This window comes from Syntrophorhabdaceae bacterium, assembly GCA_035541755.1.
Classification (GTDB): domain Bacteria; phylum Desulfobacterota; class Syntrophorhabdia; order Syntrophorhabdales; family Syntrophorhabdaceae; genus PNOF01.
Window position 1 is genome coordinate 24,124 of the sequence record DATKMQ010000033.1, and the last position, 22,931, is coordinate 47,054.

At 51.9% G+C, this 22,931-nt stretch carries 21 protein-coding genes; 8 read left to right on the forward strand and 13 right to left on the reverse strand.

All coding sequences use genetic code 11. The annotated features are described in order from the left end of the window. The first annotated feature begins 99 nt into the window (after positions 1 to 99). The 3 genes from VMT62_02775 to VMT62_02785 all read left to right on the forward strand — a co-directional run bounded on the left by VMT62_02775 (position 100) and on the right by VMT62_02785 (position 3,539). Complete coding sequence (locus VMT62_02775) at positions 100 to 1,356, forward strand: OFA family MFS transporter (protein ID HVN95328.1); 1,257 nt, start codon at positions 100 to 102, stop codon at positions 1,354 to 1,356. 193 nt (positions 1,357 to 1,549) lie between these two features. Next, positions 1,550 to 2,845 (forward strand): phosphomethylpyrimidine synthase ThiC, encoded by a 1,296-nt coding sequence (gene thiC / locus VMT62_02780; protein ID HVN95329.1) that lies wholly within the window; start codon positions 1,550 to 1,552, stop codon positions 2,843 to 2,845. 73 nt (positions 2,846 to 2,918) lie between these two features. Beyond that, positions 2,919 to 3,539 (forward strand): histidine phosphatase family protein, encoded by a 621-nt coding sequence (locus VMT62_02785; protein HVN95330.1) that lies wholly within the window; start codon positions 2,919 to 2,921, stop codon positions 3,537 to 3,539. Between the two features lie 16 nt (positions 3,540 to 3,555). On the opposite strand, the gene VMT62_02790 is transcribed toward VMT62_02785, so the two are convergent. The 4 genes from VMT62_02790 to VMT62_02805 all read right to left on the reverse strand — a co-directional run bounded on the left by VMT62_02790 (position 3,556) and on the right by VMT62_02805 (position 7,065). Continuing rightward, positions 3,556 to 4,098, reverse strand: coding sequence for a hypothetical protein (locus VMT62_02790; GenBank protein HVN95331.1), 543 nt, complete (start codon positions 4,096 to 4,098; stop codon positions 3,556 to 3,558). Between the two features lie 77 nt (positions 4,099 to 4,175). Further along, positions 4,176 to 4,661: an NUDIX domain-containing protein gene (locus VMT62_02795; GenBank protein ID HVN95332.1), complete on the reverse strand. Its 486-nt coding sequence runs from the start codon at positions 4,659 to 4,661 to the stop codon at positions 4,176 to 4,178. Between the two features lie 33 nt (positions 4,662 to 4,694). Further along, a complete protein-coding gene (locus VMT62_02800) occupies positions 4,695 to 5,432 on the reverse strand; it encodes a general secretion pathway protein GspB (protein ID HVN95333.1) in 738 nt (245 codons plus the stop codon). Next, positions 5,416 to 7,065 carry an AAA family ATPase gene (locus VMT62_02805; protein ID HVN95334.1) on the reverse strand — a complete coding sequence of 550 codons (1,650 nt, stop codon included), beginning with the start codon at positions 7,063 to 7,065 and terminating at the stop codon, positions 5,416 to 5,418. Before VMT62_02805 ends, VMT62_02800 begins: the two co-directional genes overlap by 17 nt. A gap of 109 nt (positions 7,066 to 7,174) precedes the next feature. Here VMT62_02805 and VMT62_02810 point away from each other — a divergent pair, with 109 nt between their 5' ends. Next, entirely contained in the window at positions 7,175 to 8,830 is a 1,656-nt protein-coding gene (locus VMT62_02810) for an adenosylcobalamin-dependent ribonucleoside-diphosphate reductase (GenBank protein ID HVN95335.1), read from the forward strand. A gap of 97 nt (positions 8,831 to 8,927) precedes the next feature. On the opposite strand, the gene VMT62_02815 is transcribed toward VMT62_02810, so the two are convergent. From VMT62_02815 to VMT62_02840, 6 genes are all read right to left on the reverse strand, one after another. Beyond that, entirely contained in the window at positions 8,928 to 9,530 is a 603-nt protein-coding gene (locus tag VMT62_02815) for a pyruvate kinase alpha/beta domain-containing protein (protein HVN95336.1), read from the reverse strand. A 174-nt stretch (positions 9,531 to 9,704) separates the two neighbouring features. Further along, positions 9,705 to 11,045: an HDOD domain-containing protein gene (locus tag VMT62_02820; GenBank protein HVN95337.1), complete on the reverse strand. Its 1,341-nt coding sequence runs from the start codon at positions 11,043 to 11,045 to the stop codon at positions 9,705 to 9,707. Positions 11,046 to 11,354: 309 nt separating this feature from the next. Next, positions 11,355 to 11,918 (reverse strand): flavin reductase family protein, encoded by a 564-nt coding sequence (locus tag VMT62_02825; protein HVN95338.1) that lies wholly within the window; start codon positions 11,916 to 11,918, stop codon positions 11,355 to 11,357. Positions 11,919 to 12,071: 153 nt separating this feature from the next. Next, complete coding sequence (locus VMT62_02830; protein HVN95339.1) at positions 12,072 to 13,688, reverse strand: Na/Pi cotransporter family protein; 1,617 nt, start codon at positions 13,686 to 13,688, stop codon at positions 12,072 to 12,074. A 39-nt stretch (positions 13,689 to 13,727) separates the two neighbouring features. Next, entirely contained in the window at positions 13,728 to 14,057 is a 330-nt protein-coding gene (gene metG, locus VMT62_02835; protein ID HVN95340.1) for a methionine--tRNA ligase subunit beta, read from the reverse strand. Positions 14,058 to 14,081: 24 nt separating this feature from the next. Then, a complete protein-coding gene (locus tag VMT62_02840; GenBank protein ID HVN95341.1) occupies positions 14,082 to 14,699 on the reverse strand; it encodes a fumarylacetoacetate hydrolase family protein in 618 nt (205 codons plus the stop codon). A 284-nt stretch (positions 14,700 to 14,983) separates the two neighbouring features. Between VMT62_02840 and VMT62_02845 the strand changes: the two genes are divergently transcribed. Beyond that, entirely contained in the window at positions 14,984 to 17,473 is a 2,490-nt protein-coding gene (locus tag VMT62_02845; GenBank protein HVN95342.1) for a hypothetical protein, read from the forward strand. Positions 17,474 to 17,643: 170 nt separating this feature from the next. On the opposite strand, the gene VMT62_02850 is transcribed toward VMT62_02845, so the two are convergent. Next, on the reverse strand, positions 17,644 to 18,333 hold the full coding sequence (locus VMT62_02850; protein ID HVN95343.1) for a DUF3313 domain-containing protein: 690 nt from the start codon (positions 18,331 to 18,333) through the stop codon (positions 17,644 to 17,646). A gap of 240 nt (positions 18,334 to 18,573) precedes the next feature. On the opposite strand from VMT62_02850, the gene VMT62_02855 reads away from it, so the two are divergent. The 3 genes from VMT62_02855 (at position 18,574) to VMT62_02865 (ending at position 21,026) form a co-directional block, all read left to right on the forward strand. Next, entirely contained in the window at positions 18,574 to 19,218 is a 645-nt protein-coding gene (locus tag VMT62_02855; protein HVN95344.1) for a flavodoxin family protein, read from the forward strand. Positions 19,219 to 19,619: 401 nt separating this feature from the next. Then, on the forward strand, positions 19,620 to 19,976 hold the full coding sequence (locus VMT62_02860) for a hypothetical protein (protein ID HVN95345.1): 357 nt from the start codon (positions 19,620 to 19,622) through the stop codon (positions 19,974 to 19,976). A gap of 288 nt (positions 19,977 to 20,264) precedes the next feature. Further along, the gene (locus VMT62_02865) at positions 20,265 to 21,026 is read left to right on the forward strand and encodes a methyltransferase domain-containing protein (GenBank protein ID HVN95346.1); all 762 of its coding nucleotides are present in this window, start codon (positions 20,265 to 20,267) and stop codon (positions 21,024 to 21,026) included. Between the two features lie 78 nt (positions 21,027 to 21,104). Here the strand turns inward: VMT62_02865 and VMT62_02870 are convergent, their stop codons facing one another. Both VMT62_02870 and VMT62_02875 read right to left on the reverse strand, forming a co-directional pair. Continuing rightward, complete coding sequence (locus VMT62_02870) at positions 21,105 to 22,028, reverse strand: MBL fold metallo-hydrolase (protein HVN95347.1); 924 nt, start codon at positions 22,026 to 22,028, stop codon at positions 21,105 to 21,107. A gap of 526 nt (positions 22,029 to 22,554) precedes the next feature. Further along, on the reverse strand, positions 22,555 to 22,869 hold the full coding sequence (locus VMT62_02875; protein HVN95348.1) for an MTH1187 family thiamine-binding protein: 315 nt from the start codon (positions 22,867 to 22,869) through the stop codon (positions 22,555 to 22,557). Positions 22,870 to 22,931 lie beyond the last annotated feature (62 nt).

Genomic DNA, 22,931 nt, shown 5'->3' on the forward strand with positions numbered 1-22,931 from the left:
GATACCCCAACCCGTGATGTGCTGGGGTATCGCAACAGCTCTTACAGGAAAAGGGAATCGAATGTGAAAAGCTTACACTAAAGATCACGGAGGAAGAAAATGGAAAAAGGGGACGCTGTGAAAACGGGTTTCATGAACAACGCCTGGGTAATGCTCATAGCCGGGGTTGTGGGTATGGTAATGATATCGAGTCTTCAGTATGCGTGGGGTCTTTTTGTTCCTGACATTCTCAAATCTAATCCAACATTTTCCAAGGTGGGCATTCAAACGGCCTTTGCTACATTTGTCGCGTGCATGACCTTTGCGGGGCCTCTGAGTGGCTACCTGATAGACAAATTCGGCACAAGAATATTCTTCTCGGTCGCCGCCGTACTGGTGGCGGTGGGCTGGGGGGGCATCGGCGCCCAGGACAAAGTACTGCCCATCTGTATCTTTTACGGGTTTTCAGGTATCGGGGCAAGCTTTGTGTACACGGGCGGCATCGCGGCATCCTTGAAATGGTTTCCTAAAAAGAGGGGGTCAGCTTCCGGTATCATGGCCTGCGGTTTCGGCTCCGGCGCTGCCCTTTTCGGATGGCTTATTACTATCCTCGTGGCGAGGTACGGCTACAAGACAGCTTTCCTCTATACCGGCATCGGGTTTGCGGTGGTGTTGCTCGCCGTAGCGCAAGTCCTCAAATTTCCCGAGGTCCCCTCTCAAGCAAAGGCGGCTGATCCAGGCACTCCCAAGGCAACCCAGGCCAAGAGTTGCAGCCCCGGGCAAATGTTCATGACCGGCCAGTTCTATCTGATCTATATCTCGTTTGTACTCATGGCGATCGGTTATATGTTCTTGAGCCCCAACATAAAGCTCATGGCGAACGACTACAAGGTCCCCTCGAATATTTTCATCATCACGTTCACGGCATTCACTGCCGCAAACGGACTCGGGAGGATCGTCTGGGGCATAATATCGGATAAGACCGGCAGGGAGAACGCGATGTTTATCGACTTTGTGCTGTGCGGAATCCTCTACATCCTTTTGCCTTTTTGTTCACACAATCCGTACGGCTTCATGATCGTGGTAACTGCGGCATTTTTCTGCACGGGTCCGATGTTCGCTTTCTTTCCACCCCTTACGGCCGACCGTTACGGCGAGAAGTATTTGTCCACAAACTACGGCGTTATGTATACGGCAAAAGGGGTCGGCGGTCTCATAGGACCGACCTTCATCACTGCGCTCGGTTTGGCTTATGCCAAATCTCATGGTTTCCAAATCGGCTGGGAAGTAGCATGTTCAGTTATCGGGGTGGCCTCTATCCTTTCAGGCATCGGCTCTATTATTCTGAAGAGAATATCGAAACCCGTGGACGCTTAAGTGATAGCGATGCGCCACCCACCGGCGCTTCGTCGACAATGAATGGAAACTGGAAGGGCCGCGGCGGGAAGGAATTCTTGCCCAGGCCCTTCCTCAAAAAGCGGGACGTAAGGCCATATGGATCAAATCAATTTTTGCTTGAAAAGATGATCGCTGATATCCAGCAATGAGCCATAGGGCCGGAGGGTTAAACATGAAAAAGAACATAAAGAACCAACTGTCGGCTGCGCGCGCCGATATGATCACTAAGACCCTTAAGCGCGTCGCCAAAGACGAAGGAATCGAAGCGGAGGTACTACGCCAGCACGTGGCATCCGGCAAAGCGGTGATCCTTGCAAATAGCCTCCACAAATCCTTCATCCCCAAGGGCGTAGGCAAGGGTCTAAGCGTTAAGGTCAACGCAAATATCGGAACATCGCCGGAGCGAATCGATGTGAAAAATGAGCTCAAGAAATTGAAGATGGCGCGCGATGCCGGCGCTGACGCCGTCATGGATCTATCCACGGGCGGCAACCTCGACGAGATACGAAAGATCATCATAGGTGAAGCCGGAATTCCCATCGGCACGGTTCCCATATATCAGGCCGCCGTTGAAACGGTAAAGAAGAAAAGGACAATAACCAAGATGGCTCCCGACGACATATTCGACGTCATTGAGAAGCATGGCGTTGATGGCGTTGACTTTATTACGGTCCACTGCGGTGTCACACGAAAATCCGTCGAAACGCTTAAAAAGCAGGGAAGAGTCACCGATATCGTAAGCCGGGGAGGAGCGTTTCTCGCGGAATGGATGATCGTCAACAACAGAGAGAACCCCCTTTATGAAGACTTTTCGAGGCTTGTCGCGATTGCAAAGAAGTATGATATGACGTTGAGCCTGGGTGACGGTTTACGCCCGGGGTCCATAGCCGACGCCACAGACCGGGGGCAGATCGAGGAGCTTATCATCCTTGGCGAACTGTGCGCTTACGCGATAGAAAATGGCGTTCAGGTTATGATTGAAGGGCCTGGTCATGTGCCTATAAACCAGATCGAAACTAATATCGTGCTTGAGAAGAAGCTTTGCAATGAAGCTCCCTTTTACGTGCTGGGGCCCATCGTTACGGACATAGCTCCTGGTTACGATCACATCACTTCAGCCATCGGGGGAGCGCTTGCCGCATACTACGGGGCGGATTTTCTCTGCTACGTAACCCCGTCGGAACATCTTGGGCTTCCCACCCTTGAGGACGTGCGTGACGGCGTGATCGTAACTAAGATAGCGGCGCACGCAGCGGATCTCGGCCGCGGCAGCGACCAGGCATTTGCCCGCGATCGGGCCATGTCGACCTGCAGGAAGGCCCTCGACTGGAACGGCCAGATCAAATATGCCATCGATCCGGATAAGATCAGGGCGTTCAGAAAACAGAGAAAACTCCGTGACGACGTATGTAGCATGTGCGGCGAATACTGCTCCATGAAGATCATGAAGGATTACTTGAAGAAATAGCGGCGCAAGACCGGTATCGCGTGGAGCATCGGGCGATTTTTGCTCCTCATATGAAACAGGGAACGCGTGCACAATGTACATCTACCTGGTAAGGCACGGGCAAACAGGTGAGGGAGCGCAGGAGATATTCAGGGGAAAAAAGGACATCCCGCTTAACGCTCTCGGACGAGAACAGGCCGAAAGGACAGGCGACTATTTTTCGGATAAACGGATCGGCCGCATACTCGCAAGCCCGCTTGAACGGGCATGGCATACCGCGAAAAAGATCAGCCAGATAGCACGCGTACCTGTTGAAAAAGTCGAGGGGCTGAGCGATATGAGCTTCGGCGCCTGGGAAGGCCTCACCCTGAATGAGGTGCAAAAACGCTATCCCGGTGATTTTGAAAAATGGAGAAATACGCCGCATAAGCTTAAGATTCCCGGGGGTGAAAGCCTTTCCATTGTGAGAAGGAGATTGGCCGAAACACTGGGTGTGCTGCTCTCCAAGCGAGAAGATGATGTGGTGCTTGTAACGCACAGGATCATCTTAAAGCTCGCCGTGCTTCACCTGCTGAATATATCGAGCAGCCACTTCTGGGATATGCAGTTCGACCCGGGTTCTGTTACCCTTCTCAAAAACAAGGATGGCAGGACCACAGTGCTCGTTTCAAATGAAACCTGCCATCTTAAGTCGGCGCCACACTCACGTGCGTAATAGCAGGACGTTAAGATCAAAAACGGGTCAAAAGCGTGAGGGCGAGTGCGGTTACGAGCGGGATCGAAAGGTTGTCGTCGATGATGCGTGACGAAAACAGTTCCGTGAGACACGCGACAGTCGCGCCCGCAAGGGCAGCGGGAGTCGCGAAAGCGAATAAACGCAGTATGAAAAATGAAACAACGAAGAAGGTTACGGTCCCTTCCAGGGATTTCCCTAAAAGACGCACCCTGCCGAACTTTGTTCCTGCAAGCGATGAGAGAGGGTCCGCCGTGCAAAGGATGCAGAGGACCGAAAGGGCCACGGTCTTTTCAAAGAATGCTATAGTCGCAAGGCTCGAAAGCATATAGAAGAAGGTACCGGAGAGCCTTTTGTCTTCCGATTCCTTCATGTTCCTTTCGATGAAGGCAAGTTTGAAGTGACCCTTAATTCTCATGGTCTCAAGTATGATATCGAGAACGAGCACACCCGCCGCGAGGAAAAGGGCGCTCTTCTTATCTGTCAGAAAGTAGGTAAGAGGGATCACAATTCCGGAAAAATGAAACAACTTTCTCAGCACGATAGCTTCCTATACATCGCGTTCACATGGCCTCACTCCTGGCGCCGGGAGATAGCAGATTGGATTGGCGATCTGGCCTATGACAGCGTGTTTTCGAGCTCGATAACAAAGCCAAGCTGTCCCCTGATAATTTTTGTCTTCGCCGTTTCCAGATCGAACCACCGTGCCCTGTCCACTTCAGGAAATTCATGCACCTTGCCTGATTTTGGAGGCCATTCCATGGTGAAGGAATTGGAGACCACCGCTAGCGCATCAAAGTCTCCCTTAACGGCCCACGCGCTTATCAGTTTTCCACTTGGCTGTCTCACGGGTTCAAGACGGTATACCGTACCAGAGGGCGCATCAAAGCCCGTCTCCTCTTTAAACTCCCTTCTGGCCGCCTGAAAAGGGTCCTCATCCGCTTCATATTCTCCCTTGGGTATCGACCATGCCCCCTCATCCTTTTTTTCCCAGAATGGTCCGCCCGGATGGACGAGAAATACCTCGATTCCACGATCTGTGAAACGATAGATCAGGAGTCCCGCGCTCTTTTTAGCCAGCTTCCTTCCTCCAGGCTCTCTCAATGGTGTTCTACATTTGGTCAGGCGAGGTCACAATCAACGGTTCTCGTTGATCCCCATGCGGAAACGACGGCCATGGTAACTGAGTACTGCCCCTTCCTCAGTGATCTCTTCCATCTTCACGCCGTCAGAGAGCTCGTCGCCTTCGTGGATGATCCTGTCATTGATCCTCACGAACCGTGATTTGGGGTCGCTCACGTAATAGTGCACAGACATCTTGAGAGGCGGCAGTGCGCCCGTGGCTTCAGGTGTCGCGCGAGGTAGCGCGCCCTGACTCGTTTCTTTTGATGTTCCTCCGCTTAAAGTCTCGCCCGGTAAGTTCGCCGTAGCTCTCGGGGTTCTCGCCAATTCTGACGAAGGCGCCTGAGTGACGGGCCTCTGCGGCATATCCCCGTTGTGCGTCGCTGCCGGGTGCGCCTTAGGTCCGATAACACCCGGGGATTGCAAAGCTGCTTCGTGAGGTTGGATCGGTCTCACGGGTTCTAAAGGGAGTTGCTTCTCACCTGCCGGTTTACTCTCTTTGTCCATGGCCGACAGCCTACTACCCACCACCCGATGCTGTACTGCAACGGATCGTTCGGCCGGCCGCCAGGGATGTGTAAGCCACACGATAACCACCGCATTCAGAATGAGGGCTGCGAGAATCAGGTAAAGCCAGAGAGGCCTTCTCTTAGTGACCCCCGCAGCTTGCCCGCGAAATGCAAGAAGGTTCGGCTTGCCTTCCCGCTGACGTTGCTCCTCAAGCTTCTTTAGACCCTCAAGGATGTAGGACATCCGGATGATCTCCCTTTCTCTTCTCAAGCTGAGGCCCGCCGTTATCCATCGCGTCCGTGAGGCAGATGATCGTTTTGGCTCCGGCTATCCCGTCGGGCGTCAGTCCTGCGGTAATCTGAAACTCTTTCACTTCTTTTGTGATCTCATCGCTGTACACGGGCTTGCGTCCTGCTTTAAGCGGCTGCCCTTTAAGCCGCGAAAGCTGCTCGTCAAGCCACAACACGAGGGGTCCCCTGCTTTTCGGTTTCAACTCCCCGGTATATCCGGCCGGCGCACGCCAGATCAGCGTATAATCCCCAGACCAGCGCTTTGCTATTTCCTTATCGTCGACTATCCTTGTTTCGTCACCGACCATAAAGATCGCCGTATCCGCTTTTATCGATGTCATCGCACTGTAGTATTCGCCCTTTTCATCGATCAGTTTCAGAACAGCCGGCTTATTCATCTGCTTAAGCCCAATCAGGCTACCTGTCTCCTCCAGGCATTGGAGCCCCTGTCTTTTCGCCTGCTCGCAGGCGTCGCGCCTGTCTTTCGGATCATAGGCAATCTGCCACTTGCTGAAAAGGACCCCGTAGGCTAAATCTCTCGTTGCCGATCCGGTGGTGCTTAGGGGCCGATTGAGCGTGACGGGCGTGACCTGGTCGGTCTTTATCGCGGGGGTCTCTCCTTGGGCAACGCCTCTTGCACCAGCAGTCACCGGCAGTTTGAATCCGGGAAGTAAATAGAGAGCCGCGAGCGCAAGACAGAGAACGACAATGAGCGCAACAAAGGCCGCCTGATAGGCCTTCCGGGCGAACCATCGAGGAGCATTCCTGCCCCTTACCTCGCGGGCAGCTTTGACAAGCGTCTTCTTATCGACCCGCTCTTTACCCTCAACAAAGGCCCCGACCAACGCCCTGTCGCATATCACATTGATGAGTCGTGGTATGCCTTTGCTTAAGCGGATCAGTCGTTTAAGCACAGGTGGAGGAAAGAGTTGGCCGCGAGGATACCCGGCGATCGACAACCGGTGGCTCACGTACGCCGAGACCTCTTCCCTGGTCAAAGGGCCCAGGTGGTATCGCGCGGTAATGCGCTGCGAGAGCTGCCGCAGCTCAGGCTTTTCGAGCATGTCTCTCAGTTCCGGCTGCCCCAGCATAATAATCTGGAGCAGTTTGCGCTGGTTTGTCTCGAGGTTGGTGAGAAGGCGTATCTGTTCGAGCACGTCGACGCTCAAGTTCTGCGCTTCCTCGATAATAAGAATGGCCCTTCTGCCTCGCGTGTGGGCGCTCAAGAGGAAATCGTTGATCGCCGACACAAAGACTTTGACGCTCTTGTTACCCTCAGGATAGGCGATGCCGAACTCGTCGCAGATACTGGCGAGGAGCTCATCAACGGTCAATTTCGGATTGAGGATAAAGGCGATGTCGGCGTTTTCCGGCATCTGGTCGAGCAGGCAGCGACAGACCGTGGTCTTGCCTGTGCCCACCTCGCCGGTGAGCAGGACGAAGCCCCCATCACTATTTATGCCGTAGACGAGGTGGGCCAGGGCCTCCCGGTGTCCCTCGCTCAGGTAAAGATAATGCGGGTCCGGCGCGATGGAAAACGGGTTTTCCTTAAGATCAAAGTATTCTTTGTACATAGACAGTGACAAATATTGTATATCCGCGGCAAGATTAATGCAAGCGCGGCTTCGATTGAGCTTTTTTGCATGAACGGCAGCAAGCCTTGACAGGCTTTAAGGACGAAACTACAATCAATATATGGAAGAAGACAGGATGGCGCTCGACGAGAACGCACGCATCGTGCTTTCAAAGAGATATTTGACCAAGGACAAGAACGGCAAGGCTATTGAGACACCGGAAGAGATGTTTGAGCGGGTTGCCCGCGCGGTAGCGCTCGCCGAGGAGGGCTTGGCGAAAGAAGAGCGCGAGGAGGTAGCCGAGGGTTTTTTCCGGATGATGCATGATCTCGAATTCCTCCCCAATTCCCCTACCCTCATGAACGCGGGGCGGGAATTAGGACAACTCGCCGCGTGCTTTGTGCTGCCTGTTCACGACTCCCTGGATTCCATATTCGAATCCGTGAAAGAGACGGCAAAGATACATCAGACAGGCGGCGGCACGGGGTTCTCTTTTTCGAAGCTAAGACCCAAGGACGATATCGTGGCATCCACTATGGGAGCGGCAAGCGGGCCCGTCTCCTTCATCAGGGTTTTCAATATGGCCACAGAAGTGATCAAGCAGGGCGGGACAAGGCGCGGGGCGAACATGGGTATTTTACGCGTAGACCACCCCGACATAGAGGAGTTCATTTCCGTCAAGAAAAACCCTCAGGAATTGACCAATTTCAATCTTTCCGTCGCCGTAACCGACGCCTTCATAGAAGCATGTAAAAAGGACGATCTGTTCGGACTCATAAATCCGAGGACCGGTAGACAGACGAGGACGGTCTTAGCCAGGCAACTGCTCAAGCTCATTGCCGAATCCGCCTGGGCGTCAGGAGAGCCGGGCATCATCTTTATCGACGTGATAAATCGGGCAAACCCCACACCTCAGGTGGGCGAGATGGAGGCCACGAATCCCTGCGGCGAGCAACCGCTCCTCCCCTATGAGTCCTGTTGTCTCGGTTCCATCAACCTTGCAAAGATCGTTAAAGGCCAAAGCATCGACTGGGACAGGTTGAAAGAGCTTACTCATCGCTCGGTCAGGTTCCTCGATGACGTGGTTGAAGTGAGTAAGCACCCTCTTTACGAGATCGAGAAGATCACGCGGGCCAACCGGAAAATCGGCCTCGGCGTGATGGGCTTCGCCCATATGCTGATCAGGCTCGGCATACCGTATGATTCGCCGGAGGCCGTGCGTTTTGGCGAGGACGTGATGAGCTTTATCGACAGAGAATCCAAAGAGGCTTCAAAGGAACTCGCCGGCAAACGCGGCGTATTCCCCAATTGGAAGGGTAGCCTGAGGGATAAGCAGGGACTGCCCCAGCGAAACGCCACGACGACCACTATCGCCCCCACAGGAACGTTGAGCATCATCGCAGGCACCTCTGGCGGCATAGAGCCCATCTATGATACGCGCTACTCAAGAATCCTCTTCGGGGGGCTTACTGTAGAGATCGTCGATCCGATCTATAGGGAGTTCATGGACAAGGTTGATCCGGAAGAGATGAAACGACTCTTCCGCATAGCGTACGAAGTCTCTCCCGATTATCATCTCCGGATACAGAAGGCCTTTCAGGACCATGTGGATAATGCGGTGTCAAAGACGGTGAACCTGCCCGAGGCGGCAACCCCCGATACGGTTCTGGATATTTATATGAAAGCCCATAGCATGGGGCTCAAGGGGATAACCGTATTCTGCGACAAAAGCCGTGAGCGTCAGGTGCTTGCCTGCGGCGCCTACCAGCCATGCTAAAATCATCTACGCGGGCTCGCCGCGCACGGGGACAGAATAGAAGGTGCGTGAGTCACGCAATTGTCCATGTCTTACGCTAAGCCGCGCTCAATCCCGCTTAGCTCTTTACGTTTAAGTAAGATACCTTCTCACGAGTTTCCTCAGTATTCCACGGATTGAGGGGTTTGCAAAGTATTTCATTGACGCGGAGCTTCTTTAAGTTCCGTGAAGACGAGGCCTGCATCACAAGCGCCGTATCGGCTCCGCGGCCTGTTCCTGCAACGGCAATCACCTTTTCGCCTTTCGTAAGATAACCCGCGTCTGTCACCATCATGACCATCTCAAAACAGACCTTGGTGCCCTGTGAAAAACAGCGCAGAAGGTTCGCCATGAGGATCGGGGCGTTCGATTCATAGAGGCCTTCGGTATGGAAGAGCATGGTGCCGAAATGGACTTCGTGGCCCGACGCTTTTACCCTCTTGACGATGTCCGGCGGAAAGGGGTTTACCTCACGCACGAAATCATATTGATGAGGCACGACGATAAGCTTGACGCCACTCCCTTCGAAGAAATCGATGGCCTTCAGAGCCGTGGCGCCCGTTGTGGAAGCAAGCACAACCTTGTTGATTCCCCCGGCGTTCAAGCGTTCCTGTGTGAGTTCGAAAACGGCCTCCGTATTTTCAGCCTTCACATCTTCGAAATAGACAATCTTCGCTTCCATGGGTCGCATCTCCTGTGGCTTTACATCGCTACGCGCCCGCACGCGTCAATACGTGTCATCGGATGACCGTTCACATAGTATCAGCGTTTTTCGGATTTTTCAAGGAATGTTCGTCGAACCGGCGCTACACATAAGATGCTATAATCTCATGATGGACCCGATCAGGATCATAGATCAAAATAGTACCTTTCCCACTTCGTCCATATACCGCAGAGTCTCCTGTTTCACAGCTTCCGCGACAGGCGGCTCGATCTTAAGCAATTGCGCCGATTGAGCGCTCTGAATATCCGGGGAATTCCCGTTCGTGAAGGCAAAACCGAGGCTTTTCACGAGCAGGTTGGCAAAATGGACCACGAGCAACTCCTTTGAAATGGGGTCGGCTTCATTAAGATTGTCGTGGTAGAGCGCCGCCTGCGTGCAGCCTGATGCGAACTTCCAGCGTTTGAGGAGCGCCGAGCCGAACTGGCCATGATAGGCCTCGGTAATCTTGAGCACCTCTCCGATAGGTATTTCTGCGACGAATTTGCCTTTGTTCTCGAGTTCGCCGATCACCTGCAGCAGGATAAGCTTGCCGATATCGTGCAAAAGACCGAGGATAAAGGGGTCATTGTCGAACTGAGGCTTTGTTTCAAGGCTTGAGGCCACGGTCTGACATGCGAAGGCGCATGAGAGAGAGTGCTGCCACAGCCGCTCGATGAGGGGGACATATTTCTTCTGGCTCACCGTGTACAGGGCCCTGTTGCTTATGACGTTCACATACTGCTGGGTGACTGCGATGCCAAGGCGGGAAATGGCCTGCTCCAGCGTCCTGTTGATATCTACCCCTCTGTACAGCGGGGAGTTTGATACCATAATGAGTTTGGAGGCGATAGCCACATCCTGTTTCAAGAGCTCCGAAATCTGACGATAGTCTGCCCCTCGGTCAATAAGCTCCTGGAACTTTACGTTTATCTGCGGGATCGACGGAAGATTGATCTCTCCCTGCTTGAAACGGCTTACAATCTCTTTTACAATATCTGTGTTCTTGCCGCTTACGTTGTCGGAGGCTAATTTGTGCACATGCTCGAGGGTTTTCTTCGGTATTGCGCCAAGGAGCTCCTCCAGTTCAGCGATCCTCTTATTGAGAGAGTCGATGGTTGTTTTCATCTCTTGTCGCTCGTTGAACCTCGAAATCGCCTCGTCGATGGCTACGGGAAGCACTTCTTCGTAGTGCCCGAATTTGACGATATAGTTAAATGCGCCTGCCCGGATAGCCTCGATGGCGCACTTTGGATCATCCGGGGGCGTAAGCATGAGTACGGGTATGTGTGCGGCTTTAGAGACTTTGCCCACATAATCGATCCCTGAACTCTCCGTAAAGCCATGATCGATAAGCGCAACATCGAACATCCTCAGGCCCTGCTCCGGATAGTCCGGCAGGGCGATGGAGAAGACCTCGAAGCCCGGTTCGAGGTGCTTTTTGAACTTCGCCATCTCCTCTACTTCTCTGCTTGCTATGAGAACCTTATTCATCATTCCTTCCTTTGGGCGGCCATGTGATCACTCGTCGCGTTTCAAAATCCTGCCGTTACTTAATTTTTGGGCGAGGTCCGGGAATGCATAGGAACAAGGCATGTCTTAACAAACGTCTCTCGTTTCACAAAGCCTGATCATGAGCCCCGCCACCTCAACCACTTGCTTAATGAATCATGAGCGCATGCGCGCTTTCGGTCAAGTTCAAAGGTATTTGATAGATTATTCGGCAATTACTCGAAATAGTTTAGAAAAAAACCGACAAATCAGCATAAATCCTTCCAAAAAACTACGAAAATCAAGACTTATTCCTCATTTCATGAGTTTCTTTCCCAGTCCCCAGGCAGGGCCAATCTCGTCTCCTAAGCCCACATACTTCTTCTCAGACATGATGAGCACAAAGGGCATGATCTTCTTAAGTTGAGGCACACCGTCCTCAACGTAGCGCTCGTCGCAGTAAACCGTCTCAATCTCTCCGATGAAAAGCTCTTCAGCGGGCAGCTCCACGGTCTTGATTAATTTCAGTTCGACGTTCAGGGGACACTCGCTGATCATGGGAGCGGTTTTGAGCTTGCCGTAGAACGTATTAAATCGCGCGGCTTTGTCGAATTTCCTTCCGGAAACAAGTCCGCAATAATCGGTCACTTCGGCCATGGCCGATGAAGGTATGTTGATACTGAACGTTCCATTCTCTTTAATGCCCGAGTTTGTGTAGTGCACTTTGTTCATGGCAGCCGCCAGATAGGCAGGTTCAGGGTTGACCATAGTGAACCAGGCCACGGTAAGGTAATTGGGCTTCCCACCCACGTTGGCGCCTACGAGCGAACAGGGCATAGGATAGAGAACCCGGTCGCTGTCAATTTCGATCTTGGCCATATGATCCTCCTCGTGACGGAATTTTCGTTCTCTCTTAACCGGTATGCATTCCCACGAATATTGTCAAGAAAGTGAGCGGGGTACAATGTTAATCCCCTTCCCACCCCGCACAGAGAACAAGCCCCGTTGCGACGCCGGCTTCCGCCCTCTCCATCACTTCCGGGGAGATGCAGGCTCGTCGTCAAGTCCGTCCACGAGTTGCGCCATGATCCGGCAGTGATCCGATATCCGTTCCAGGTTCACCAGTATATCAACGAACATGGGCCCTGCTTCCGCGTGGCACACCTTCTCATAGAACCTCTCGAGATGCTTCTGGATGGCATTCTTGATTTTGATGTCAACCAGACGCTCCCGTTCGAAGACCGCCCGTATCTTCGTCAGGTCCTTTCTTTCGATGAGCGAGGCGGCGTCTGCAAGGTTCTCGAGCACCAGTCCGCCGATGTCTCTCAACTCTTCCTTCCCCGCTTCTGAAAAGAACGCATGCCTTCTGTGCTTGGATTCGGCGAGCTCAGCGATATTCGTGGAATGGTCCCCAACCCGCTCTATATCGGAGGTGAATGAGGAGAAAGCGAAAAGTTTCTTGGTAAGGGCCGCCGAGATGTCACCACAGGAGATGTGCCAGAGATACTTGGTAATCTCGTCTTGAAGGTTATCGACCACGAGTTCGATGTACGTGATATCCTGCTTTTTTGAATCCAGGTATGTATGCACAAGGCTTAATGCCTCGCGGAGCATCTTTTGCGCAAGGGCTATTTCCCTCAACAGCTCTTTCTTCACGCAGGCAAGGGCCTTCTCGGGGCTCGCCAGGCATTTCGGCTCAAGAAACTCAGGCCAGCGCACAAGTGTCTCCTCTTTTCCCGGCATGATCTTCTTGATGAAATTTGAGAAGGGCCGCAGAAGAAAGATAAAGACCACAGTGATCATAAGGTTGACGAAGAAATGGCTGAGGGCGATCTGCTGGGCAGCGCTCGAGGAGAGATATTTGAGAAACACCACGAAAAAGGGGAAGATGAGAAAACAGATAAGCGCACCCGCGCATTTGAAGATGAGATGCGCCACGGCGCTTCTCTTGCCGTTGATATTGCTTACCATGCTGCCGAGCAGAGCTGTCGCCGTGGTACCCACGTTTGCACCCAAAAGGATCGGCAGGGCACCCTCAATGGTGATGAGCCCGTGCTGGCTTAAGACTACAAGAATGCCTATGGGGATTGCCGAAGCGTGAACCACCGCGGCGAGTACGAGCCCGACGAAGAATCCCACCAAAGGGTTTTTCGTTTCCCGAAAAAAAGAGACAAAAAGCTCATTCTCCTTGAGAGTTGCCGTGGCGTCGGTGATGATGCTTAGACCGTAGAAGATCATGCCGAAATAGAGCATGGCTTCGCCGATGATTTTTGCACGGCCTTTTCCGAAGAAATAGGTCATGATTCCTGCGAAGAGCAGGACCGGGGAAATGGCCGTTATCTTCCACACGATGAGCTGTATGGTAAGCGTGGTGCCGATGTCTGCACCGAGTATAACGCCCAGGGAATGGAAGAAACTCACGAGACCGGCGCTCACGAGCCCGATGGTAAGCAGCGTCGTGGCTGAGCTGCTCTGAAAGGTAATGGTCGATAGTAGACCGACTATAACGCCGAAGACGGGTCTTTTTACCGAAAAACGGATGTATTGTCTGATCCGCGAACTGAACGCAGTCTGCATGCTTAAGGCGAGCTTCAGCATGCCGAAGAGAAAGAGCGCCACACCGGTTATAAAGAGGAGAAGTTCCTTCATATCACCTATAGGGCGCTACATGGGCACAACTGTGGCGCATCAGGAGACCTTGCTACCGTTCGGTATGTCCTTGTCGAGCGTAAGCAGCACAACGGAGGTTTTGTCTTCATTGGAGGCCGCGAGCAGCATGCCGTGCGACATGATGCCCCTGAGTTTCCTCGGTTCCAGATTGGCAACGATCACGATCTTTTTACCTGTCAGCTCTTCTTTGGCATAGTATTGTTTAATGCCCGCCACGATGGTCCGCTCTTCCCCTGCGTCGATAGTGAGGCGGTATAATTTGTCCGCCCCCTCTATGTCTTCGCATGATTTGATTTCAGCGACTTTGAGCTCCACCTTCATGAATTCTTCAAAGCTAATATTCTCCATACGACAACTCCTTTTTCTTAGGTTCTATTTGATCACCGCGTTCTTAAGAACGCCGATGCCTTCTATTTCCACCTCCACCTCGTCGCCGACGTGAAGCTCTCCCACTCCGGGTGGGGTCCCGGTAATGATTACGTCGCCGGGCATAAGCGTCATGATTCCCGAGATAAAAGAGACAAGCTCAAATACATCAAATATCATGTTTAGGGTGCTCGAATGTTGTTTGACCACTCCGTTCACCCGGGTCGTGATGCTCAAATTCTTCGGATCCACATCCGAAGCTAGACGCGGACCCAAAGGACAGAACGTGTCGAAGGACTTGGCCCGCGTCCACTGTCCATCAATCCGTTGCAGGTCCCGGGCGGTCACATCATTGGCGCAGGTGTATCCGGCTATCACATGTGGCGCCTCATCTTTGGTTACGTTTCTGACTTTTTCCTTGATAACCACGGCCAGCTCCCCCTCATAGTGAAGCAGGATAGACTGGGGCGGGAATACGATGGCGTCCGTGCTCCCGATAACCGCAGTAGAGGGCTTCATGAAGATCAACGGCCTATCGGGCACATCCATGTTGAGCTCTTTGGCGTGGTCGTGATAATTGAGTCCGATAGCTATTACCTTTGTAGGGTTGAAAACCTCGCTCACGGTTCCTCCTGCCGCCTGAAAATTTTTTGCGGGCCATGCCGGGCTGCGGATGATTCGCGCTGTGGATCTTTGTGCACAGAGCCCACTTATTTTATGCTCCCTCCGTGGCGTGCTGTCAAGAAGGAAATGGAAAAAGGGGCTTGCGGCAACAGGCGAGAAAATCCGGACGTTTTGCGGTATGAACGGGGCGGTGCTTAAAACTTGACATTCGGCCCTCTTCCCGCTTATAACTTCCTGTTCTTTATTCCGATGTTCCGGACTGTCGCTTATGTTCCTGGGATCCTATGAAGAAAACAGTCACTAAACAAAGTCCTTCTGCTCAAACCGCGGTTGAGGCCCGTGTCCTCGCGTATCCGGCCACGGCCGACAGCGTGGATTTGCCGGACCTCTCGTTCACCAGGAGCAAAAACGAGGACGCCTTTATCGCGTTAGGACCGGCAAAACGACCCTCGCCCGAGAGACAGACGAGTGCCGTGGCTGACAGGGTGGCTGCGCTTGACGGTGAGCGGTTATGGGCGCTTCTTGCGCCTATTCTTTCTCAGTGCCCCGGTTCGGCCATTACCGTCAGGATCACGGGCCGGCCAGCAACACTCGTAAAGATCACCAGGAACAGGATGGATGTTACCGTTGAAGTTCATTGGAATCTACTTGTCCCCTATTTTGACCAGATCAAGTCGCTCCCCATAGTCCACCCTGAGGTGCTCGGAATATTTGCCGATGCAGTCATTCATTATATGGTTCTCGCCATCAAGCATCAAACAACGCGGAAGAATGAGCCATGGGACCATGTGATCGACGATTACAGGATCCGGCCTCAACTTTTGCTCGCCTCACTCGATATTTTCAATAAACCGAATGTCTATCACATCCACCCTATAAAAACCTGGCTCCGCACGATTTCTGCGGTAAGCGACGAGTACCGTCTGGAGATCGACGCTGCCGCCATAGCCTCCGTCCCGTCTATAAGCCGTGCGTTTCTCGACGAGCTTACCGGCTTCATTCACAAAATTGTAAAGAACTATGCCTTCCGTTACGGGGACTACCTGTGGACTCAACAATACAAGATCACTTTCGGGGCTCGCTTGGGACCGGGTATGGTGAAGACTGAAGGAAAAAACATTGTCATCAATATTCATCCTTTGATCGGTGAGACAGAATGGAAGCCGACCGTCTATTTGAGCTTGGGCTATGCGATCATGTATTCCATACTAATCGCCTCGGGAAGAAACAATAGAGAAAAATGCATGTATCTTGCCCTGATGAAGACCTGGAGCCGTTACTTGAGCTTCGACGAACCTCGAGAGCAGCCGAGCGTGCGCGAGGTTTGCGGGTTTCCCCATTCAAAGACGGAAGAAGAGTGCCGCAGTCTGTCCGAGTGCCTGATCGGCGAAGAGAGCAGGAACTATGTCGATGAGTTCCTCATGCTCGTCAACTATTCCTCAAAAGAGACATTCATGGAGCGACTGGAAACTCTGAACGACCGGTACGAGGGAAAAGCTGGCCTTCATTTTGAGCAATTATCGAATACGATCCGGAACCTGAACATTACATTGATGAGGAATAATATCAGTCACGGCAAATTGATCGAGGTCTTACGGAGCGACAGCTTCGACCATATGGCGCTGGCGGACCTGTTGCGCACCGGTCGTCTTGACAACAGGAGTGTCGTAGATGTGAGTGAGTGGCTTCTGCTCAGGACGCTCTTATACGACCTCATTAACGCGCCCAAAGTGTTCAGGAACGATTACAAAATGCTTTTGAAGGTACTGACAAGAGTAAATAAGAGTCTACTTGTCTATGTCTGGACTTTGGGGCTCGAAAACGACGCGCGTTATGAAATTGTCAGCGCTTACATAGCAAAGGTGATGCATGAAATTTTCGTTTTTGACCGCGTGAAAATCTATGAAATTGTCTCGGACCCCGTGGAATGTCTGGAGGCTGAGGCGGTGACGGGCTATCTTCTGAATTGGGCGAGTTTTACTCCTGAAGCGCGCCGTTCCATCGTTGAAGGGGTCTTGTCGGGTTTGTCCCGAAACGTAGTCACGCAGCTAAAGGTCCAGACGACGGGCGATGTGGACCAGATGGTCCGCGTCATGGGAACACGGGCCAGTGGACTCATCGGCTTCTATTTGCATCAGGCCTATCTCTGGGGAAGCGTAGAGGACGAACTGACCGAAAGAATTCGGTCCCATTTCCCGAAACTGTTAAAGCAGGCCCAAAGGGCTGTAGTCCCTGCAGAAACGATTCGAGGGGGAGCTATGCTTCTTCTGCTCCTCGCTCAGATTGTTTCCGATGAGCGTGACGGGTTCGCGAGAAATATCGTCGTTACGGAGCAAGAAAGACAGATCGTGCAAGACCTTATCAGGCAATGTCTTGATTGGGACCAGAGACATTTCATCATGATGATCGCCGGCATGGCTGCCGGCTATATGGGAAATATCGATGGGTGGGCGTTGCAACAATTCGACAGGCTGCTCGCGCGTTACGACGGAGGAGACCGCGTTATGCTGCGCAGCGTTGTGCAGTTTGACGTAGAAATTTTGATCGAACGGACCCTCACAACCGCCAAGATTAAAGAGGAGAACGCGCTGTTAAACAAAATCCAGCTTCTCCGCTACGGAGTCGATCCCGTGGTCAGCGATGAGGCGAACAGGTACCTGGGGACAATGGCCTACCAATGCGGCATTGCCTCGCCGGAAGACTCCCTTAAAAAGAAAGACATTCGCGAACTTCTTCTTACCCTATCGAAACGGATAAAAGTGCGCTCCGCATAAGGCAAGCTGTCCAGCACAGGGCGGGTAGAAGCATACATCACCCTCTTCTTGAGCACCGCTATGAGGCGGTATAGTTGCGCCATGAAATGGAAAGGGCAAACCCGGGGCGAAAAGAAGAAGCGTGACAGAGCCGCTATTCTCGGCTTTATAGCCGATGGATGTGAGTTCCTTTACGGTCTTAACGCCAGGACGGGACCCTTCGTCTCTCGCACGCCGGCCAGGAGCTTGACCGTCCACTGCGCCCAGGATTTGAATGCGTTATGGGCTGACCCCCACTGGGAAAACCTTTCTCGGAACGAGGCGGTACTCTTGTCCGCCGCTGCAAGGATTACTTCGTCGGTCACAGAGTCAAGAACCTTTGCCTCGAGTTTCGTTGAACCCGATCCAACCCAGGAACCAGTGGCGCCCCTTTTAATGAGGCTTAGCACGAACCCCGTCGGAGTAATTGATGTAAAGGCGCTTATCGCGGGGTTACTCGGCTCAATACCGGTGAGGGCTATGCGGATGCGGGCCACGCCGTCACCAGGGTCAGCCACTACCGTGTACTGGTCTCTCAAGGCCGTCACTATTGTTTTGCGAAAGTTGTCCAGCAGTTCATTCATCTGCTCCGGATCAATAGCCTCATAGTCCGAACGGTCTGTAGACGAGAAAACTATAGGGTCCACCATGACTTTGTCGTATTTCACAAGCACCGTCCCCGGTTTCAACCAATGCATCCTGTGCCCGCCTCCCGGTTCCGGTTTGAGATCCTGGTAATATCCTGTAAGAAAACCTGAGAATTCCTGTCCGCCCGCAAATGCGCCGGATGCCACAAGGCCAAAGCCGGTCATTACCGCCAAAACCGCCTTGATGATTTTCATGGTCTTCCCCACTCAAAATAGTAGTATATGATAACCGTAACCGCTATATAAGCATGGTATCTGCAATAGACCGGCGCGTAAATGACATTCGTCACGCTCTTGTCGGTTTTGATAGTAAGCTACCCGATTACCCCTGCCCTGCCGTATTGTCTTAGTCTCGGATTCATGCCATAATTAGGAACGCGCTCGACGTTGCGCATACCACAGACTGCAAAACAACGATCAGGAGGCTTAAAGGTTATGAAAGCGATCGGTATCAACGGAAGTCCGAGAAAAAAATGGAATACAGCAACGCTCCTTGAAAATACCCTTCAGGGTGCCGCTTCGCACGGTGCGGAAACCGAGTTGGTTCACCTTTACGATCTAAACTATAAGGGATGTGTAAGCTGTTTCGCCTGCAAAACCAGGGGCGGGAGAAGTTACGGGAGATGCGCGGTAAAGGACGAACTGACCCCTATTCTCAAGAAAGTCGATGAAGTGGATATAATCGTGCTCGCCTCCCCGATCTATTTCGGAACCGTTACCGGAGAAATGAGGTCATGTATGGAACGCTTGTTCTTTCCATACTCAACCTACACCGATCCTCCTGGGTCCCTGTTCACGAGGAGCATACGCACAGCCTTCATTTACACCCTGGGCGCTACTGAAGAGATGGCCAAAGAGCGTGGTTTTGACAAGAATATTGCAGCTAATGAAATGCTGGCAAAGCGCATCTTCGGCGCTTCAGAGACTTTGTGCGCCTTCGACACCTATCAGTTTGAAGACTACTCAAAGGTTTTTGCGCCGCGTTGGGACCCGGAAGAAAAGGCGAGAAGCAGGTCTCAAGTCTTTCCTGTTGACTGCCGGCGCGCCTTTGAGATGGGAATCAGATTGGCGCAAGGGTAGATCGCTGACAAGCACGTATATTTGACATTAACCTGCACGTCTTTTGGTCATACCGGATCGGAGCTCGAACAGGGAGAGGCTCTTACTGCAGGCGCACCCGATGGCAGGCGATGTTCTGCTCATTCACTGAGAACACCCGCAAATGATTCAGTGTGCCACGAGGGTCGGACGAATCAAACTCAATTCATTTCCAGCAATATACCAAAAATGTCGAGAGCTCGCCGCCTTCTTCGTCATTATTGTCGATTACTAAAGGTCTACACTTGTTTTACACTTACATGGAATCATTATCATTTCCCCTGTCACGGGCTCACGGCATACGTTTTGCTCTTCCTGAATGAAGGGATGGTTGGATGCGAAGAGGTGGCCATCCGATAAACGCGCAAAAGGAGGAGTTATCAATGAAAGGATTTGTGAAGATGGCAGGACTTGTGGTAATGGGCGGCTTCATCATAGGCGCCGGGATATCTCCCGTGCACGCAGATGAGACAACGTGGCAAAAGGACCATCCTAGGAGAACGGAAGTCAATAAACGGCTCTCCAACCAGAATCGCCGGATCAACGAGGGCGTCAAGAACGGAACCCTGACCAAACAGGAAGCCGGTCAGTTGCACAAAGAGGACCGGCAGATCCGACAGGAAGAAAGGGATATGGCCTCTCAAAACGGAGGACATATCACGAAACAGGAACAGCGAACCCTCAACCAGCAGGAAAACCAGGTCAGTAAACAGATCTATAACGAAAAACATGATCAGTAAATGATTCTTCATTCGCACGGGGGCTGGATAGGTGGCGTTAGGATCTTGGGCCAGCCCCCCCTCTTTCCACTGCATTGAACCTGCTGCGGATGCGCCACAGCGATGCTATAATGTAGGAAGGGTCTTGAAGGCTGAGATGGCCTGTAGAGGTTCAATTGTATCCATATAAAAGGGGGAATATCGGATTCGCCAGCTCGATAATATGCACGATAGACAGCCATAGCTGTTTGCGCCTAAAAACTCGTGATCGGACAAGCTCCATAGCCCGACGAGAATCGAGGTGATAAAATGAAAGATGGCGGGACAGGTCATAGCGTGGACAAAAGCGCCCGACGGCTCGACAAATACCGGGCCGTTCACGGCAAGACAGATCCGGATTATCATTACAAAGGTCTCGCAATATACGCCCTCACCGGATTACACGAACATGTAACCGAGCAAATCCTCCTCTATTTCCAACCCGGCGATTCCATACTTGAACTTGGCGCAGGCAGCGGGGCCATGAGCTTACGACTGATCGAGCTCGGATTTCAGGTCACTGCAGTAGACATACTGGCAGAGAGTTTTGACCGGCACGGGACGATCCCCTTCAAAGCGATAGACCTGAATGGATCTTTTTCGCAGGAGTTCACCGCTCATTTCGATGGGATAGTTGCAGTTGAAATTGTGGAACACTTAGAAAATCCGTGGAACTTCCTGAGGGAATGTCGAAATCTTTTAAGTCCGGGAGGAAGGCTCTTGATGACAACGCCGAATGTTGATAATCCGGTGTCAAAGGCGCTTTTCGTGCGACAAGGGTCGTTCATGTGGTTTAATGATTACAATTATGAGACGGATGGCCATATCACTCCCATCACGCAATGGCAACTCTACAAGATTATCTCAGAACACGGGATGAAGGTTGTATCAATCACGTCTTTTGGAGACCCGTACGTATCGGCTAAGAAAGAGTGGAAAAAGCTCTATATCCTCGCCAAGGGTATCGAAAAACTCTATAATAAAAAGAACGCTCTTCTTGGCGAAATCCTTGTCCTCGTGCTATCCGTGTAGCCTCTCGTAACGGATCACGAACTCTTGCATCTCAACCTTCTCCGCGCACATTCATCATGTTCCGGCGACCCGTCAAATCTATATGACAAAATGGTCCGGCTTCCCGTTTTGCAAAGAATTCCTGATCAGGACTTTGCAGAGATCATACATGATCTTAAAGGGCTGGATGTCTGTGAGACTATCAACGAACCGGGCCCCGTCCATAGCGATCTCTTCGGCATGTTCCCCTTTGTTCAGCCTCTCCTTAATGGCATTATGGTAGAGCTCGGTTGCCTTCATAGCCCTTACAAGATGGGTGTGCACATCTTCGTTGATCATGCCGTTGTGGCTCAAGGCCCCCTTTCTGGCCATAAGGGTGGAAAGCTTTCTTATACTGTCGCAGTATCTTTCAAGAGAATCGAAATAGTTCGGCCATATTGATCCTTTTTCAGGCACGCAAAATCCCGTACTGTCGCCAAGCGCGAGTATCCCTTCTTTTTCTTCGAGTAACGAGACGTGGCAGGGGGAATGGCCTGGCGTCTCGAACACCGTCCACGAAATCCCTTCTCCCAGATCAATTCGATCCCCCTCTTTAATGATCGAGTCCACGTTGAACGCATAATCTTCAACGGGGTCGGGCAGCGATTCAATCTCGGACTTTGCCTTCATGAGCTGCGCTATACCGAGATCGACCAATTGAAACTCTCTGAAGAGTTCCGTCCTTTTGAGCGTCTTCGCGCCTATAGCGCTCGCCAAGAGTTTTATGTGGGGCCAGTGGATTTGAAAATGAGGCACAGCGCCGATGTGGTCCGGATGTGTATGCGTGAGCACGATGTACTCTATCTTTTCCGGGTCCACACCCAGGGTCTTTATCTGGTCAACCATGATGGAGAATGTTGCGCCGGTGCCGCCTTCGATGAGCAATCCTTTCGTGCCCAGGGATAAATAGGCGGGAAAATCGGGCGTGCCCAGCTGAAAGAAATGGGGTGTTATTCTCATCGGTTCATGTTTTTTCAGATTCATTTTATTCCGTCTCCTTATGCATTATTCCGCCTTCCCCCTTTGGGTTGCGGTTCCTAGTTCCTATCTCTCACGAGTGCATGCAATGAAAAAGGCCATGGATATTTTCCATGGCCTTGTCATAGAAATAAAAAAGCCATGGGGCTTATCGGCTCACCCATGGCTTTGACTCTATAGCGCGACGCTCAGAGGCATGGGTGAACCCTCCTAAAGCTAAAAAAGAAAAATGATTTTGTGGAGAAATAGTTCATCATGTCCTCTATGAGAGTTTCGATCATTTTTGCGGTAATGTCAAGAATAAACCGGCACAGAATGTCAGATCCACGGCCTTAATCCGTGTGCTTGAGGCTCGAGTAACACGTCAAACAGGCTTTTCGTCCTGTACCGAGCTCGTAGCTCACAATGGCACCGGCATTCTTATTATACACTGATTGCATGTATAGCCTGCTCAAGCCTATAAAGACCGAAACGCCGCAGCGGGCGTATCAAGCACATAAGGGAGAGATCCACGTTGACAGATGTGATTTCTTTACGTGCGCAGTTTCTTCCCCACCTTCTTTTCAACGGAATCGACCTTCTGTTTAAGTCTGCCAACTTCCCCTTTACGGATATCGAATTTGAGTGTGGAATAGATTCTTCTGCAATCGCCCTCCAGTTGTCGGTATGCCAGGTCTATGATCGAGAGGGCTTCTTCGAAGGTCTCTGTCTCCACAATCGTCCCCATGGGGGTGAGCTGGTAGGTCACCCCACGCTCGTCGATAGCCTCGAGGATCCTCGCCACATACGGGCTTACGCTTTCTTCTTTGTCTGTCGGAAACATGGCAAATTCGAATATAACTGACATGGCTTCTCCCTCCCGAGCTTTTTGAGATTTGACTCTTTTATTTCCTGTGCCGCATCATTATA